At 75.0% G+C, this 15,974-nt stretch carries 4 protein-coding genes; all 4 read left to right on the top strand.

What is annotated here, in order from left to right; genetic code table 11:
* Nucleotide 1 precedes the first annotated feature (1 nt).
* On the top strand, nucleotides 2-1,090 hold the full coding sequence (locus tag VP06_RS20415; protein WP_048465618.1) for an efflux RND transporter periplasmic adaptor subunit: 1,089 nt from the start codon (nucleotides 2-4) through the stop codon (nucleotides 1,088-1,090).
* 7 nt (nucleotides 1,091-1,097) lie between these two features.
* Nucleotides 1,098-4,253, top strand: coding sequence for an efflux RND transporter permease subunit (locus VP06_RS20410; RefSeq protein WP_053081961.1), 3,156 nt, complete (start codon nucleotides 1,098-1,100; stop codon nucleotides 4,251-4,253).
* A gap of 57 nt (nucleotides 4,254-4,310) precedes the next feature.
* The gene (locus VP06_RS33830; protein ID WP_156295694.1) at nucleotides 4,311-10,604 is read left to right on the top strand and encodes a non-ribosomal peptide synthetase; all 6,294 of its coding nucleotides are present in this window, start codon (nucleotides 4,311-4,313) and stop codon (nucleotides 10,602-10,604) included.
* A partial coding sequence (locus VP06_RS20400) for a beta-ketoacyl synthase N-terminal-like domain-containing protein (protein WP_245291250.1) occupies nucleotides 10,601-15,974 on the top strand: 5,374 nt, incomplete at its 3' end. The genes VP06_RS33830 and VP06_RS20400, both read left to right, overlap by 4 nt.

Here is a 15,974-nt window from a genome sequence, read left to right as displayed (position 1 = left end):
GATGGTGCTTTCGGCAACGGCGATGCTGGCCTCGTCCCCCATTCGGGCTCAGGACAACCGCCAGGATGACCGCCGAGACACCCATCCGGCGATCGCCGTGCAGGTCCAGACCTCGCGTCTCGCCCGGGCCGAGCGGCTCTATCGCAGCCTGGGCGAGGTCGTGTCCGTCAACAAGATCGACATCACCACCCAGCGCCCCGGCACGATCGACCAGATCTTCTTCATCGACAGCCAGCCGGTCGCCGAGAACGCACCCCTGGTGCAGATGGACAGCCGGGCGGCCGTCGCCGACCTGCGCAACTCCACGGCGCAGCTCCATCTGGCACGCCAGAACCTGAGCCGGACTCAGGAACTCGCGGCCAAGGCCCTGGTTCCGCTGGTCGAGCAGCAGCGGACCACGGCCGCCGCGGAAGCCGCGGAGGCCGACTTCCAGGCGCGCACCGTCGCTGTCGAGATCCTGACCATCCGCGCCCCGTTCAGCGGCGTCATCACCGACCGGAAAGTGTCGGCCGGCGCCTATGTTAGCCCGGGCCAGCCGATCGCGACCCTCCAGAACCTCGACCGCGTGCGGGTGCGGTTCCGCGTGCCGCAGCGGCTGTCGCGGGAGGTCCGGATCGGGCAGACAGTGCGGGTGACCTCGAATCTCGGCGATGTCGCCGTCGACACCACGGTCTCGCGCATCGATCCGGTGCTCGACGCCGAGACCCGGCTGCTCAGCCTGGAGGCCGAGGTCGACAATGCCCGCGACGTTCTGCGCCCGGGCAGCTTCGTGCGCGTCGCGCTGGTGCTCTCGGTGTCCGAGAACGCGGTTCTGGTGCCGTCCGAGGCCCTGGTGCAGAGCCTGACCGGCGAATACCTCTTCGTCGTCGACGGCGACCGGGTGCGGCGAGCGACAGTGCGGGTCGGCGAGAAGCGCGACGGGTTCGCCGAGATCGTCGCGGGCCTCCCCGCCGGGGCAGAGGTCGTCACCGACGGCCAGTTCAAGCTCCAGGACGGCGCCGCGATCCGCATCGTCCAGGGCCCGGCCAACGCCCAGGCCCCGGCCCAGGCGCGCGGGCCGGTGCCGCCAGCAGCCAGCGCCGGGCGCTAGGCGAGCGATGTCGTTCTCCGATCCCTTCATCCGCCGGCCTGTCCTGGCCATCGTCGTCACGCTGGTCCTGGTGGTGCTCGGCGTGTTCGCGCTGACGCGCCTGTCGATCCGCGAGCTGCCGAGCTTCGAGGTCCCCCTCGTCACGATCACCACGCTCTATCCGGGTGCCTCGGCCGAGCAGGTCGAACGGCAGATCACGACCCGGATCGAGCAGGCCGTGGCCGCGGTTTCGGGCATCGACGTCATCTCGTCGTCCTCCGGGCCGGGCATGTCGGCGGTGAGCGTCAACTTCAGTGCCGATACCAGCCCGGACGCGGCCGCCAACGACGTGCGGGCCAAGGTCACCAGCGTGCTGAGCCAGCTCCCGCGGGACGCGGCGCTCCCGGTGGTCGACCAGCTCAGCGCCGATGCGGCACCGGTGCTGTATCTCGGCCTGACCTCCGACACCCTGTCGCCGCTGGAGCTGACCGACATCGCCCGCCGCCTGGTGCGGCCGCGCATCGCGACGCTGACCGGCGTCGCCGACGTGCAGATCCTCGGCGAGCGCCGCTTCGCGATCCGGGTGGCCCTCGATCCTCTCGAACTCGCCGCCCGCGGCATGGCGCCCTCCGACGTCGCCCAGGCGCTCCAGACCCAGAACGTCGACCTGCCCTCCGGCGAGATCATCGCCGCCGGCCGCCGCATCCCGCTCGTCGCCCACACCACCTTGAACCTGCCGGAGGAGTTCAACGACCTGGTCTTGCGCGCCGGGCGCGACTGGTCGCTGCAACTGCGCGACGTCGGCAGGGCGCAGGTCGGGGCGCAGGCGACCGATACCGGGGTGATGATCAACGGCAAGAACGCCCTCGCCCTGTCGGTCCTGCGGCAGGGGCAGGCCAACGCCCTCGACGTCGCCCAGGCGGTGCGCAAGGCCCTGGCCGACACCCAGATGGCGCTGCCGTCGAGCGTGACGCTGGACGTCACCTTCGACAGCAGCCTGTTCATCGCCGCCTCGGTCCGCCGCGTGTTCGAGACGATCCTCGAAGCGGTTCTGCTGGTGACGATCGTCATCCTGGCCTTCCTGGCCTCGTTCCGCGCCGCGATCATCACTCTGGTCACCATCCCGGTCTCCCTGATCGGGACGCTCGGCGTCCTGCTGGCATTGGGCTACAGCATCAACACCTTCACGCTGCTCGCGATGGTTCTGGCGGTGGGGCTGGTCGTCGACGACGCCATCATCGACGTCGAGAACGTGCAGCGCCACATCCGCCTCGGCCTGACGCCCGTCGACGCCGCCTTCATCGGCTCGCGCGAGATCGGCTTTGCCATCGTGGCGACCACCGCGACCCTGGCCTCGGTCTTCCTGCCGATCGGGCTGATGCCCGGCCTGCTCGGGTCGCTGTTTCGCGAGTTCGCCTTCTCCCTCGCGGCGGCGGTCATCATCTCGGGCGCCGTGTCGCGCACCCTGTCGCCGATGATGTGCAGCCGGATGCTCAGCGCCCGGGAGGGCCGGGCGGCCTTGCGCATCGAGCGCGGCTTTGCCCGCTGCGCCGCGGCCTATGCGGGGATGATCCGCGGCCTCCTGCGGCGGCGCTGGCTGCTCGTGCCCCTGGCGCTGCTCCTCGGCGCGATCGGCTACGCGGCGGGTCAGCGTGTCACCACCGAACTCGTCCCGATCGAGGATCCGGGCTACGTCTTCGTGCGGTTCAAGGGCGAGGCGGGCGCCAGCTACGACACCATGGCGGCCCAGGCGAAGGCGATCACGGCGGTGTTCGACACCGTGCCCGAGCGCCAGACCTCCCTGATCATGATCGGCACCCCGACCCGCAACGAAGGGTTCGCCTTCCTGGTGCTGAAGCCCTGGGAGCAGCGCAGCCGCAGCGCCAACACGATCGGCCGCAGCCTCACGCCCGCCCTCGACGCGATCCCGGGCGCCCTCACCACGGTCATCGACCCCAACCCCCTGGCCGGCGGCGGGCAGGCCCCGGTGCAATTCGTGATCCGCACCACCGGCAGCTACGAGCAGCTCGCCGGCGTCATGGACGACTTCCTGCGCCGCGCCGCCCGGGACGGCCGGCTGGTGCGGCCGGTCTCCGACCTGTCCCTGTCGACGCCGCGGGTCGATGTCGAGATCGACCGGGCGATGGCCAGCAACCTCAAGGTGCCGGTCTCGGTGATCGGCGAGACGCTGGCCACCGTCCTCGGGGCCCGCAACGTCAGTCAGTTCTCGTGGCAGGGCGAATTGTTCTACGTCGTGCTCGAACTCGAGGCGAGCGTGCGCAACCGCCTCGACACGCTCAACGAGATCTCGGTGCGCTCGACCGACGGCAAGCTCCTGCCGCTCGCCGCCTTCGTGCACCCGGTCCTCACCGCCGGTCCGGACGCCTTGCGCCACTTCAACCAGCTCCCCGCCGCCCAGCTCACCGCGACCCTGGCGCCCGGCGCCTCGATCGGGGCCGCGATCGACGGGCTGGAGCAGTTGGCCAAGGAAACCCTGCCGAGCGGCTACTCCTACGACTTCGCCGGCCTGTCGCGGCAGATGAAGCAAGCCAACGTCCAGGTCGGCTTCGTGTTCATCCTGGCGCTCGTCTTCATCTATCTCTTCCTGGCGGCCCAGTTCGAGAGTTTCCGCGATCCGGTGATCGTGCTGGCGGTCGTGCCCTTCGCCATCGTGGGGGCCCTGGTCGGCCTCGCCTGCGTCAAGGGCGGCGTGAACATCTACAGCGCCATCGGGATGATCACCCTGGTCGGGCTGGTGGCGAAGAACGGCATCATCATCACCGAGTTCATCAACCAGCAGCGCGACGAGGGCGTGCCGCGGCTCGAGGCGGTGGCGGTGGCGGCGAGCCTACGGCTGCGGCCCGTCCTGATGACCTCGATCGCCACGATTCTGGGCGCCCTGCCGCTGATGCTCGATGGCGGTCCGGGCGGCGTCAGCCGCAACCAGATCGGCGCGGTGATCGTCGGCGGCATGGCCTTCGGCCTGGTGGTCTCGTTGCTGATCGTCCCGCTCGTCTACAGCCTGCTGTCCAGCCGCCATCGCCCGGCCCTGCCCGAGCCGCCTCCGGTCGGCAGCGGCCGCAGCGGCGCCCGCGACGCCGGTCAGGACCGGGGAGCGTCGGCGGAGGACCACCCGGCACCCGGATGGGCGACGGGGCCGGTCGCCCCGGAGAGCGCCCGATGACGAGGGCGGGCGATCGTGCACGGGCCGGTGTCATGCGGGGAACGGGTGCGGGAACAGGTGTCTGAGGCTCCCATCGCCATCGTCGGCCTGTCCGGCCGCTTCGCCGGCGCCGACCTCGATGCGTTTCGCAAAGCGGTGATGGAGGGCCGGCCGCTGCTCGGGCCGCTGCCGCCCGGCCGCTTCGCCTGGACGGTGCCACCCCGCGGCGCCGCGGCCCAGCCGCAGGGCGGGTTCCTGGCGGATATCGACCGTTTCGACGCCGCCCTGTTCGGGGTCGGTGCGCGCGAGGCGGCGCGGATGAGCCCGCAATCGCGTCTGCTGCTCGAGGCGTGCCGCGCCGCGATGGAGGATGCGGGCCACGCGCCCCGGAGTTTTGCGGGCACCACGACCGGCGTGTTCGTCGCCACGACCTTCGACGAATGGCCGCATCGGCTGCGCCGGCCGGAGCGGGCGGAGCGGCTGCGGCTGCCCGACCTTCTCCCCAACATGCTGGCGAACCGCCTCTCCCGCGCCTTCGACCTCGCCGGCTCGTCGGAGACCTACTTTGCCGCGTGCAGCGGCGGCCTCCTGGCCGTGCACCGGGCCTGTGCGGCCCTGCGGGCCGGCGAGTGCGGCGCGGCCCTGGCCGGGGCCGCCAGCCTGATCCTGTCGGGGGACGGCTATGTCGGCGAGGCGAAGGCCGGGATGCTCAGCCGGGACGGCCGCAGCCTCGCCTTCGACGAGGCCGGGCAGGGCTTCGTGCGCGGCGAGGGCGTCGGCATGGTGCTGCTCAAGCCCCTGGACCAGGCCCTGCGCGACCGCGATCCGATCCGGGCGGTGATCCGCGGCTCCGCCGCCGGGCATGGCGGGGCCTCCGGCGGCTACGACCCGGCCGCGACGGCGATGCCGGCGCAGGTCGTCGCCCGGGCCTTGCGGGCGGCCGGCATCGCCCCGCGGGAGATCGGCTATCTGGAGGTTCAGGCAGGCGGCCGTCCGGCCGAGGACGCGGCCGAACTCGCCGTCATTGCCGAGGGGTTCCGGCAGGTGGCGGAACCCGGGGCGGCCTTGCCGCGGCCGGCGGCCGGCGCGGTGAAGCCGATCACCGGCCACATGGAATCCGCCTCGGGCCTCGGCCAGATCGCCAAGGCGGTGGCGGTGCTGGAGACCGGCCGGGTTCCGCCGGTTCCCGGCTTGACGGCACCCGCCGCCGCCGTCCTGGCGGCCTGGCCGGGGCTCCGGCTGCCGCGCGAGGCCATCGACTGGCCCGACCCGGACGCGCCGCGCCGGGCTCTCGTCAGCGGGTTCGGGTTCGGCGGCAGCCACGTGCATCTGGTACTGGAGGCCGCGCCCTCTCCCGCCCCCGCCGCCGCGGAAGCGGCTGGCGCCATCCTCCTGTCCGCCGCGAGCCCGGCGCTGCTGGCCGAGGCCGCCCGCCGCCTGGCGGCCCGCCTCGCCGCACCGGATCCGCCGGGCCTCGCCGATCTCGCCTTCACGCTGCTCGTCGGCCGCGATGCGATGGCGGAGCGCGCCGCCTTCCTGGCGGAGGACCCCGCCGACCTCGCCGCCCAGCTGACCGCCTTCGCGGCGTCGCCCGAGCGGGCCGGGCCGTGGCTGCGCGGCCGGGCGGTCGCGGATGGGACGGGACCGGTCCTCGGCCGCGACGCGGAGGACCGCGACTGGCTCGCCGGGCTGATTCGGGCCGGACGATGGCGCAAGCTGGCCGCCCTGTGGTGCGGCGGGCTCGCGCTGGACTGGGCGGCCCTGGCGGACGTGCTGAGCGGGCGCCGCGTGCCCCTGCCCGCGACTCCCCTGGCCGAGACGCGCTTCTGGACCGAGGATGCCGCCGACGCGCCGGCCGCGGCCGGGCCGGTGGCCGCCCTCGCCCGGACCGGCGCGGCGACCGGTGCCCCGGGGCCCGCGGAAGCTCCACCCGTCGTGCCGGCCACCCACCACGAAGCGCCGGAGGATGACGCGCCAGGGCAGACGGCGGCGAAGGAGCGCCGCCGTCTGCTGCTGGCCCTGCTCGCCGAGACCCTGGGCTGCGACGGCACGGAGTGGCAGGACGCCGACAGCCCGATCACCCTCGGACTCGACAGCCTCGCCGCCGCGGAGCTGCGCGAGCGGATCGCGTCCCGCTGCGGCGGCGCCTGCCCGAGCCTCGCGGCCCTGCTTGGCGCCCCCGACCTGGCGGCGCTGGCGGCGCTGATGCCGGAGGCGGACGGGCCGGCCCCCGTCGCCCTGGCCGCCGACCCGGAGGGCCGGTACGCGCCGTTTCCCGTCACCGACATCCAGCTCGCCTACCTGATCGGCCGGCAGGGCCTGCACCAGCATGGCGGCTTCGGCTGCCAGGTCTATTGGGAATTCGACCGCGACCGCTTCGACGTGCCGGCCCTGGAATCGGCGCTGAACCGGCTGGTGCTGCGGCACGACATGCTGCGCGCGGTCTTCACCGAGGAGGCGACCCAGCGGGTGCTCCCGCCCGAGGAGGCCGGCCCGGTCTTGATCCCGCTGCACGACCTCTCGGCCCTGCCGGCGGAGGCGGCGGCCGGGCAGCGCGGCGCCCTGGCGACCGCGATGCGCGACACCGGCTTCGATCCGGCCCGCTTCCCCCTGTTCCGCTTCGCGGTCAGCCGCGACGCGGCGGGCGACCGGCTTCACGTGACCGTCGACCTGCTGCTGGCCGATGGGCCGAGCCTGCTGCTGCTGCTCGAGGAGCTGGCGGCCCTGCACGACGATCCGGGCCTCGTCCTGCCGCCGATCGGGTTCGGTTTCCGCGACTACGTCCTGGCCGCGCGCGGGCGGGCGGCCGCCGCCGCCGCGGACCGGGCCTACTGGCAGGCCCGCCTCGACACGTTGCCGCCGCCCCCGGCGCTGCCGCTCCTGCCCGGACACCCGCCGGTCACCGCCTTCCTGCGCCACGCCGCCCTGATGCCGGCCGCGCTCTGGCGCCGGTTCCAGGAGCGGGCGGCGGCGCATGGCCTCACCGCCAACGCGGTGCTGATCACCGCCTTCGCCGAGAGCCTCGCGGCCTGGGCCGAGCGTCCGGATTTCTGCCTGAACGTCACCCTGGCGCAGCGGCACCCGCTGCACCCGGACGTGCCCCGCCTCGTCGGCGACTTCACCGGCAACCTGCTGCTGGCCGTCCCCGACCGGGGGACCCGCGATGTCGCCGGCCAGGCCGCGGCCATCGCCGCCCAGCTCGCCGCCGACATGGAGCATGCCGGCTGCTCGGCGGTGCAGGTTCTGGGGATGCTGGCGCAGCGCCGGCGGGCGCCGGTGGCGATGCCGGTCGTGTTCACGTCGCTCCTCGGCTACGGGGGGCTGCTGAAGCGGCCGGCACGGATCGATGCGGTCGGCCGCTTCGCCGGCGGCCTCACCCGGACGCCGCAGGTCTGGCTCGACGCCCAGGTGCTCGACTCCGCCGAAGGTCTCCACGTGAGCTGGGACGCCCTCGCCGGGCTCCTGATGCCGGACCTCCTCGCCGACATGTTCGCGGGCTTCGTCGCGCGGCTGCACCGGCTCGCCGAGGAGCCCTCGGCCTGGACCGCACCGCCGCCCCGCGCTGCGCCGGCCGCCCTGCGGGCCGCCAACGCCACCGCCGCGCGGCTGCCGCTGGAACCGATCTTCGCCGGCCTGCTGCGGGCCGCCGCCGCGGCGCCGGAGGCCCCGGCGGTGATCGCCGACGACCGCCGTCTCACCTTCGCCACGCTGACCGCCGAGGCCCGGACGGTCGCGGCGCGGCTGCGTCAGGCCGGCCTCCGGCCGGGAGATCCGGTTGGCGTGGTGATGGCCAAGGGCTGGCGCCAGGTCGTGGCGGTGCTGGCGATCGGCCTTGCCGGCGGCGCCTACGTACCGCTGGAACTGCCGCTGCCGCCAGCCCGCATCGCCGCTCTGCTCGCGCGGGCCGGAACCGCGATGGCCCTGACCCATGCCGTGCCGGACGCGGTGGACTGGCCGTGCCCGACCGCCGCCCTCGACGAGTGGCTGGCGCAGCCGGCCCTGCCGTGGGAGCCGGTGACGGTGGCCGCCACGGATCTCGCCTACATCCTGTTCACGTCCGGCTCGACCGGCGAGCCGAAGGGTGTGGCGATGCAGCACGGCGCCGTCGCCAACACCCTGCACGACGTCAACGCCCGGTTCGGTGTCACCGCCGCCGACCGGGTGCTCGGCCTGTCCTCCCTCGGCTTCGACCTCTCGGTCTGGGACCTGTTCGGCGTGCTCGGCGCCGGGGGCGCGGTGGTGCTGCCGCCGCCCGAGTCCCTCCGCGATCCCGCCTGCCTCGCGGCTTTGGCGGCGCGGGAGCGGGTGAGCCTGTGGAACTCCACGCCGGCCTACCTGAAGCTGGTGCTGGAGGCGCCGGGGGTCGCGCTGCCGCCCAGCTTGCGCGGCGTGCTGCTCTCGGGCGACTGGATCCCGCTGCCCCTCGCCCGCCGCCTGCGCGACGTGGCGCCGGAGATCCGGCTGATCAGCCTCGGCGGCGCGACGGAGGCGGCGATCTGGTCGATCTGCCATCCGGTCGAGGCCATCGCCCCGGGGTGGCGCAGCATCCCGTATGGCCGGCCGATGGCCAACCAGCGGTTCCACGTTCTCGACGACGACCTGCGGCCCTGCCCGGTGGGCGAGCCCGGGCAGCTCCATATCGGCGGGACCGGCCTGGCCGCCGGCTACTGGCGCGACCCGGACCGGACCGCCGCGAGCTTCATCCGCCACGCTGAGACCGGCGAGCGTCTCTATCGCACCGGCGATTACGGCCGGGTGCTCGCCGATGGCAGCATCGAGTTCCTGGGCCGGCGCGACGCCCAGGTGAAGATCGGCGGCCACCGCATCGAGCTGGGCGAGGTCGAGGCCGCGCTTCAGGCGGTGCCGGGACTCCGGGAGGCGCTCGCCTTCCCGGTCGTCGATGCCGGCGGCAACCCGCGCCTCGCCGCCGCTTATTGCCAAGATCCCGGTGACGATCCCCGTCAAGATCCCGGCCTGTCGCCGGCGGCGCTGCGGCAGGCTCTCGCCGCGACCCTGCCGGCCTACATGGTGCCGGCGGTGCTGCTGCCGCTGGAGCGGATGCCGCTCACCCCGAACGGCAAGGTGGACCGCAACGCCCTGACGGCCCTGGCGGCGCGGCGGGGCAACCTTCCGGGCCCGGAGACGGTCCGGGCACCCGCCCCGGCGCCCGAGCCCGGCGTCGCGGATGTCCTCGGCACCCTGCTGGGCCGCGCGGACGTGCTCCAGGACGAGGCCGGCCGGGCGGCGTTCCAGGCCGCGGCCCCGTGGCGCCGCCGCGACCTCGACGCGCGGCCGGCGGTCGCGTTGCAGGCTCGCGACGTGCTGCCGGGTCCCGATTCGCCAGCGGTCGCTGGAGGCGTCGCCCCGGCCCGGGCCTCGGTCCGGGCCTTCGCGGGCGCGCCGGTGCCGCGGCCGAGCCTGGAGGCGCTCCTCGCCCCGATGCGGGACATCCCGTCGAACCGGAGCGGCCGCCGCCGATACGGCTCGGCCGGCTCGACCTACGCGGTGCAGCTCTCCCTGATCGCCGCGGACCAGGGCTGCGACGGACTCCCGGCCGGGTTGTGGCACTACGATCCCGAAGGCCACCGGCTGCGGCACCTGTCGGCGACGGTGCCGCGGCCGGACCTGCTGCACGTGCCGGCCAACCGGGACATGGCGCAGGCGGCGGCGTTCTGCCTGATCCTGGTCGGCCGACAGGCGGCGATCCGGCCGCTCTACGGGGCTCTCGCGCCCGACCTGATGCGGATCGAAGCCGGGGCGATGGCGCAGCTGCTGGCCGAGACCGCGGCCGGGCTGGGTTTGGGGCTGTGCGGCATCGGCTGGATGGATCTGGCGCCCCTGCGCGCGGATCTCCGCCTCGACGACGACGACCTGTTCCTGCATGCCCTGGTCGGCGGCAGGCCGGCGGAGGCACTCCCGGCCGAAGCGCCCCGCTCCGTCCCGGCCCTCCCCCTGCCGGAGGTGCCGCCGGCGCACGACCGGATGGCGCGGGTGCGCGCCGCCTGGGCGGCGGTCCTGGAGCACGACGACTTTCACGACGACGCCAGCTTCTTCGAGGTCGGCGGCAATTCCTTCCTGGCCGTCGCCCTTCAGGCCCGGCTGGCGGCGGAGTGCCAGCCAGCGCCCACCGTGACCGACCTGTTCCGCTATCCCACCATCCGCGCCCTCGCCGCCACCATCTCCGGTGAGGTCCTCGATGGCCCCGCGGCGCCGGGCCCGGACCAAGCGGCGACGCCGTCCCCCGCCCTGCCTGCCCCGCCCCTGTCGCCGGGACCTCATCCCGCCACCAGCCGCCGGGCCCGGCGCCTGGCGGCGCGCGGCGACGCGATGCCCGCCGGCGCGAGCCGGGCCACCAACCGGACGACGCGATGACCGGCGCGATCCCTTCCGAGCCCTCGACCCTCGTCGCGATCATCGGCATCGGCTGCCGCCTGCCCGGCGCCGACGACCCGCGCGGCTTCTTCCGCAACCTCCTGGCCGGGCATGACGCGGTCCGGCGCGGTCCGGCCGCCGGCACCGCCATCACGGCCTTCGGGCGCCTCGACGCGGTGGAGGCGTTCGACGCGGAGTTCTTCGACCTCATCCCGCGCCACGCCGCGCTGCTGGCCCCCGAGCAGCGCCTGCTGCTGGAATGCGCCTGGTGGGCGATGGAGGAGGCCGGGCTGGTGCCGAACGCGGTGCCTGGCAGCGTCGGGGTCTTCGTCGCCGCGGCAAAATCGAGCTACGATCCCGGCCCGCCGCGCCACGAATCCGAGCGCCTCGTCGTCGACAGCGCCATCGGCCAGGATTATGCGGCGACCCGGATCAGCTACAAGCTGAACCTGCGCGGCCCGAGCCTGTCGGTCCAGACCGCCAGTTCCGGCTCCCTGGTGGCGGTGCACTTGGCGTGCGAGGCCCTGCTCTCGGGCCAGTGCGACATGGCGCTGGCGGGAGGGGCCTCCGTCACGCTGCCGCAGGACGGGTATCGCTACGACGAATCGCTGATCCTGGCGGCGGACGGGCATTGCCGCCCCTTCGACGCTGCGGCGAGCGGGACCGTTCCGGGTAACGGCGCCGCCATGGTGCTGCTGAAGCCGCTGGACGCCGCCCTGCGCGACGGCGACCCGGTGGTGGCGGTGATCCGCGCCGGGGCGGTCAACAACGACGGTGCCGGCAAGGTCGATTACTACGCCCCGTCCCAGGACGGGCAGAGTGCGGTCATCCGCGAGGCCCTGGCGATGGCCGGCCTGACGCCGGCCGAGATCGGCTATGTCGAGGCCCACGGCACCGGGACGCCGCTTGGCGACCCGATCGAGATCGCGGCCCTCCAGGAGGTTTTTGGCGAGGCGGGCGTCGCCCCCGGCAGCGTCGCGCTCGGCGCGCTCAAGGGCAGCATCGGCCACCTGCACACCGCCGCCGGGGTGGCCGGGCTGGTGAAGACCGCCCTGATGCTGCGCCACCGGACCCTGGTGCCGAGCCTGCATTACCGCAGCCCCAACCCGCACAGCGTGCTCGCCGGCTCGGCCTTCACGGTCTGCACGCGCGCGCAGCCCTGGCCGGCTCCCGCCGGTGGCGGCCCGCGCCGGGCCGGAATCAGCGCCTTCGGCATCGGCGGCACCAACGCGCATCTGGTGCTGGAGGAGCCGCCGCCCGTCGCGGCCCGGCCGCCGGAACGGCCCGGCACCTGGCATCTGGTGCCGCTGAGCGCCCGGTCCCCCGCCGCCCTCGCGGCCCAGAGCCGGCAGCTGGCGGCGTGGCTCGACGGCGAGCCGGGCGCCGAGCTGCGCGACATCGCCCTGACCCTTCGGGTCGGCCGCCGCCACGACCGCCACCGCCGCGCCGTGCTGGCCGACAGCCTCGCCGGCCTGCGGGCCGCCCTGGACGATGCCCCGCGCGGGGGAGCGCCGGCCGCGCTGGCCGAGGCCGCGACCGCGTTCGAGGCGGGCGGCGATCTCCTCCTTCCGCTCCCGGCCGAGGCCCGGCGCATCGCCCTGCCGGGCACCGCCTTCGCCCGGCGGCGGCACTGGATCGCGCAGCCGGATCCCGTCCCGGATGCAAGGCCCCGCGCCCTGGCTGCCCTGGCCCGAGAAATCCCGGCCGACGACGCCGCGGCTCCAGAACTCCTCGTCCACGAGGTTCCGGCCCGCGAGGCCGCGGGCGTCCAGGCATCCGCGAGCGACGCCGCCCTGCTGCCGCGCCTGCGCCGCGTCCTGGCCGAGGCCCTCGGCCGCGACGAGGCCGAGATCGCCGACGAGGCGGGCTTTGCCGAACTCGGCATCGAATCCATCGTCGCCCCGCTGCTGGCGGCGGAGCTGAGCGCGGAGACCGGACTTCCCGTCTCGGCCCAGGATTTCTACAACCACCCCACCCCGGCCCGGCTGGCCGCGTCCCTCGACGGGCGGGCGGCCCTGCCGCCTGCGCCGGATAAGACCCCGCCGGACGCACCCGGCCCGGCATCCCCGGCTCCGGCGGAGGAACCGCTCGCCATCGTGGGCATGGCCGGGCGCTTCCCGGGCGCGCCGACGCTGGATGCGTTCTGGCGGCTGATCGCGGCCGGGGAGCGGGCGGTGGCGCCGCTGCCGCCGGGGCTCTGGACCGGCTCAGAGGCGGCGGTCGGCGGCCTGATGCCGGATTACGACGCCTTCGATGCGGCCTTCTTCCAGGTGTCGCCCCGCGAGGCGCGGCTGATGGATCCGCAGCAGCGGGTGTTCCTGGAGAGCTGCTGGCACGCCCTCGACGATGCCGGGCTGGTGGCCGCGGGTCTCGCCGGGCGCAATATCGGGGTCTTCGCCGGCGCCCAGGCCAGCGACTACCCGCAGGAGGACGAGGCCAGCCACGCCACGATCGGCCAGTCGATGGCGATCCTCGCCGCCCGGGTCGCCTATGCCCTCGACCTGCGCGGGCCGGCGCTGACCGTCGACACCGCCTGCTCCTCGGCCCTCGCCGCCCTGCACCTCGCCGCGCAATCCCTGCGGCTGCGGGACTGCGACGTGGCCCTCGCCGGCGGGGTCTCGATCGCCCTGCCTTACCGGCGCGGGCACGCCTTCTTCAGCGATGCCGGGCTGCTCTCCCCCGGCGGCGCCTGCCGGCCCTTCGCCCCGGATGCCGACGGGATCGTGGTGGCGGACGGCGTCGGCGTGGTGGTGCTCAAGCGCCTGTCGGATGCCCGGCGCGACGGCGACACCGTGCGGGGCGTGGTGCGGGCTTCGGCGCTGAACCAGGATGGCCGCACCAACGGCATCACGGCGCCGAGCGGGCCGGCGCAGGCGGCCCTGATCGGCGGGCTCTACCGCCGCGCCGGCATCGATCCGGCCAGCATCGCCATGGTCGAGGCGCACGGCACCGGCACCCGCCTCGGCGACCCGATCGAGCTGGCGGCCCTGTCCGAGGTGTTCGGGGCGGAGGGCTGCGCCCTCGGCTCGGTGAAGGCCAATATCGGCCATGCCTTGCCGGCCGCCGGCATGGCCGGCCTGCTGAAGCTGCTGCTCGCCATGGAGGCCGGCCTGCTGCCGCCGCAGCCCGGCCCGGTCGGGCAAGCCGGCGACGAGGCTGAAGAGGCGCCGGGCGGATGCCGGCCGCTGCCCGGGAGCCGCTTCCATGTCTTGACCCGCCCGGTCCCGTGGCCCGCCGGGCGCCGGCGGGCGGCGGTCAGCGCCTTCGGGTTCGGCGGGACCAACGCCCACGTGGTGATCGAGCAGGCCGGGATCGCGGCTCCCGACGCTCCGGCGGGCGGGGCCCGGCCCTCGGCGCCCGGGCGGGACGGGTGGCCGATCCTGCTCTCGGCCCCGGACGGGGCGGCCCTGGCCCGGCTTGCCGCGTCCCTGCGCGACTGGCTCGACGCGGCCGGCGCCGTCGATCTCGGCGACCTCGCCTCGACCCTGGCCGGCCGCGCGCGCTTCCAACACCGCGCCGGCTTCGTCGCCCTGGACCGCTCCTCCCTGCGGGCCGGCCTCGCGGCCCTGGCCGAGGGTCGCAAGGCCGGCCCCGGCGATGCCGTGTCGTCCGCCTTCCTGCGGGGCGACGCGCCGGTCCTGCCGCCGGGCCGCCGCCTGCGGCTGCCGCCCTACCCCTTCGCCCGGGACCGGTTCTGGATCGCGCCGCCGTCGAGTCCCGCAACCCCGGCGGCGGAGGCGCCGCCCCGGCCCGTCGCCGCGTCGCCCGGCTCGCCCGATGCCCTCGACTGCCTGCGCCAGATGGTGGCCGACGCCCTGATGCTCGATCGGCAGGACGTCGCCGCCGATGCCGGATTCGCCGCGCTGGGGCTGGACTCGATCCTCGCCGCCGAGCTGGCGAGCCGCGTCAATGCCCGGCTCGGGACGTCCCTGCGGGCCCTCGACTTCTACGACCATCCGACGCCCGCGGCGCTGCTCGCGGCGATCGAGGCCGGCGCCCCGTCCTCCGCCCCATCCTCCGCCCCCGCCGCGCCCGCGAGGGCGGTGCCGGACGGGCTGATCGCGGCCCTGCGGGCCGCCGTGGCCGAGGCGCTCTACGTCGCCCCGGAGGTGGTGACGGAGACGGTCCCGCTCACGACGCTCGGGCTCGATTCGATCCTGGCGGTGGAACTCGCCCGGACCCTGACGGAGCGCCTCGCCCTGCCGGTCCTGGCGATCGACTTCTACGATGCCGCAACGGTGGCGAGCCTCGCGGCGCTGCTGGCCGGCCGTGCCCCGGAGCCCGCCCAGGACCTCGTCGTCAAGGATCCCGTCGCCCCGAAAGCCGTCCCGACGGCCACGGTCCGGACGGACGCCCCGCCGGAGCCCGCTCCGCCACCCGCCGCCGCGCCGGCCCGGGAGGAGGACCACCACCGCGACGCCATCGCGATCATCGGCCTTGCCGGGCGCTTTCCGGGGGCGCCGGACCTCGACGCATTCTGGGACGGGCTGCGGGAGGGCCGCGACGCGGTCGGCGAGATCCCGGCCTCGCGCTGGAGCCTGGAGGGATTCTTCGATCCGTGCCGGGACCGGCCGGGCCGCAGCTACAGCCGCTGGGGCGGCTTCCTCGACGGCATCGACCGGTTCGACCCGCTGTTCTTCCGCATCTCCCCCCGCGAGGCGGAGCTGATCGACCCGCAGGAGCGCCTGTTCCTGACCTGTGCCCAGGCCGCCCTGGAGGATGCCGGATGGCGGCCCGCCGAGCTGGGCGCCGGGCAGGTCGGGGTCTTCGCCGGGCTGATGTACGGTGAATGGCAGCTCCTCGCCGCGGAGGCGTCCGGGCCGGGGCAGTTCGTGCCGGCGCACGCGCCGTACTGGTCGGTGGCGAACCGGGTCAGCTACACCTTCGGCTGGCGCGGGCCGTCGATGGCGGTGGACAGCGCCTGCTCCTCGTCCCTGACGGCGCTCCACCTCGCCTGCGCGAGCCTGCGGCGGGGCGAGTGCGCGGCGGCGCTCGCCGGCGGCGTCAATCTCAGCCTGCACCCGCGCAAGTATCTCGGGCTCTCGGCCGGGCGCTTCGCCGCCAGCGACGGACGCTGCCGCAGCTTCGGTGCCGGCGGCGACGGCTACGTGCCGGGCGAGGGCGTCGGCGTGGCGGTGCTCAAGCGCCTCGGCGACGCCCTGCGCGACGGCGACCCGATCCACGCGGTGATCCGCGGCAGCGCCGTGAACCATGGCGGGGCGAGCAGCGGCTACGCGGTGCCGAGCCCCGAGGGCCAGGCCGGCGTGATCCGGGCCGCCCTCGCCGAGGCCGGGGTCGCGCCGGCCAGCATCGGCTATGTCGAGGCCCATGGCACCGGCACCGCCCTCGGCGACCCGATCGAGCTGGCGG

Source organism: Methylobacterium aquaticum, assembly GCF_001043915.1.
Taxonomy (GTDB): domain Bacteria; phylum Pseudomonadota; class Alphaproteobacteria; order Rhizobiales; family Beijerinckiaceae; genus Methylobacterium; species Methylobacterium aquaticum.
The sequence above is the reverse complement of the archived record's forward strand: the minus strand, read 5'-3'. Positions and strand labels throughout refer to the sequence as shown.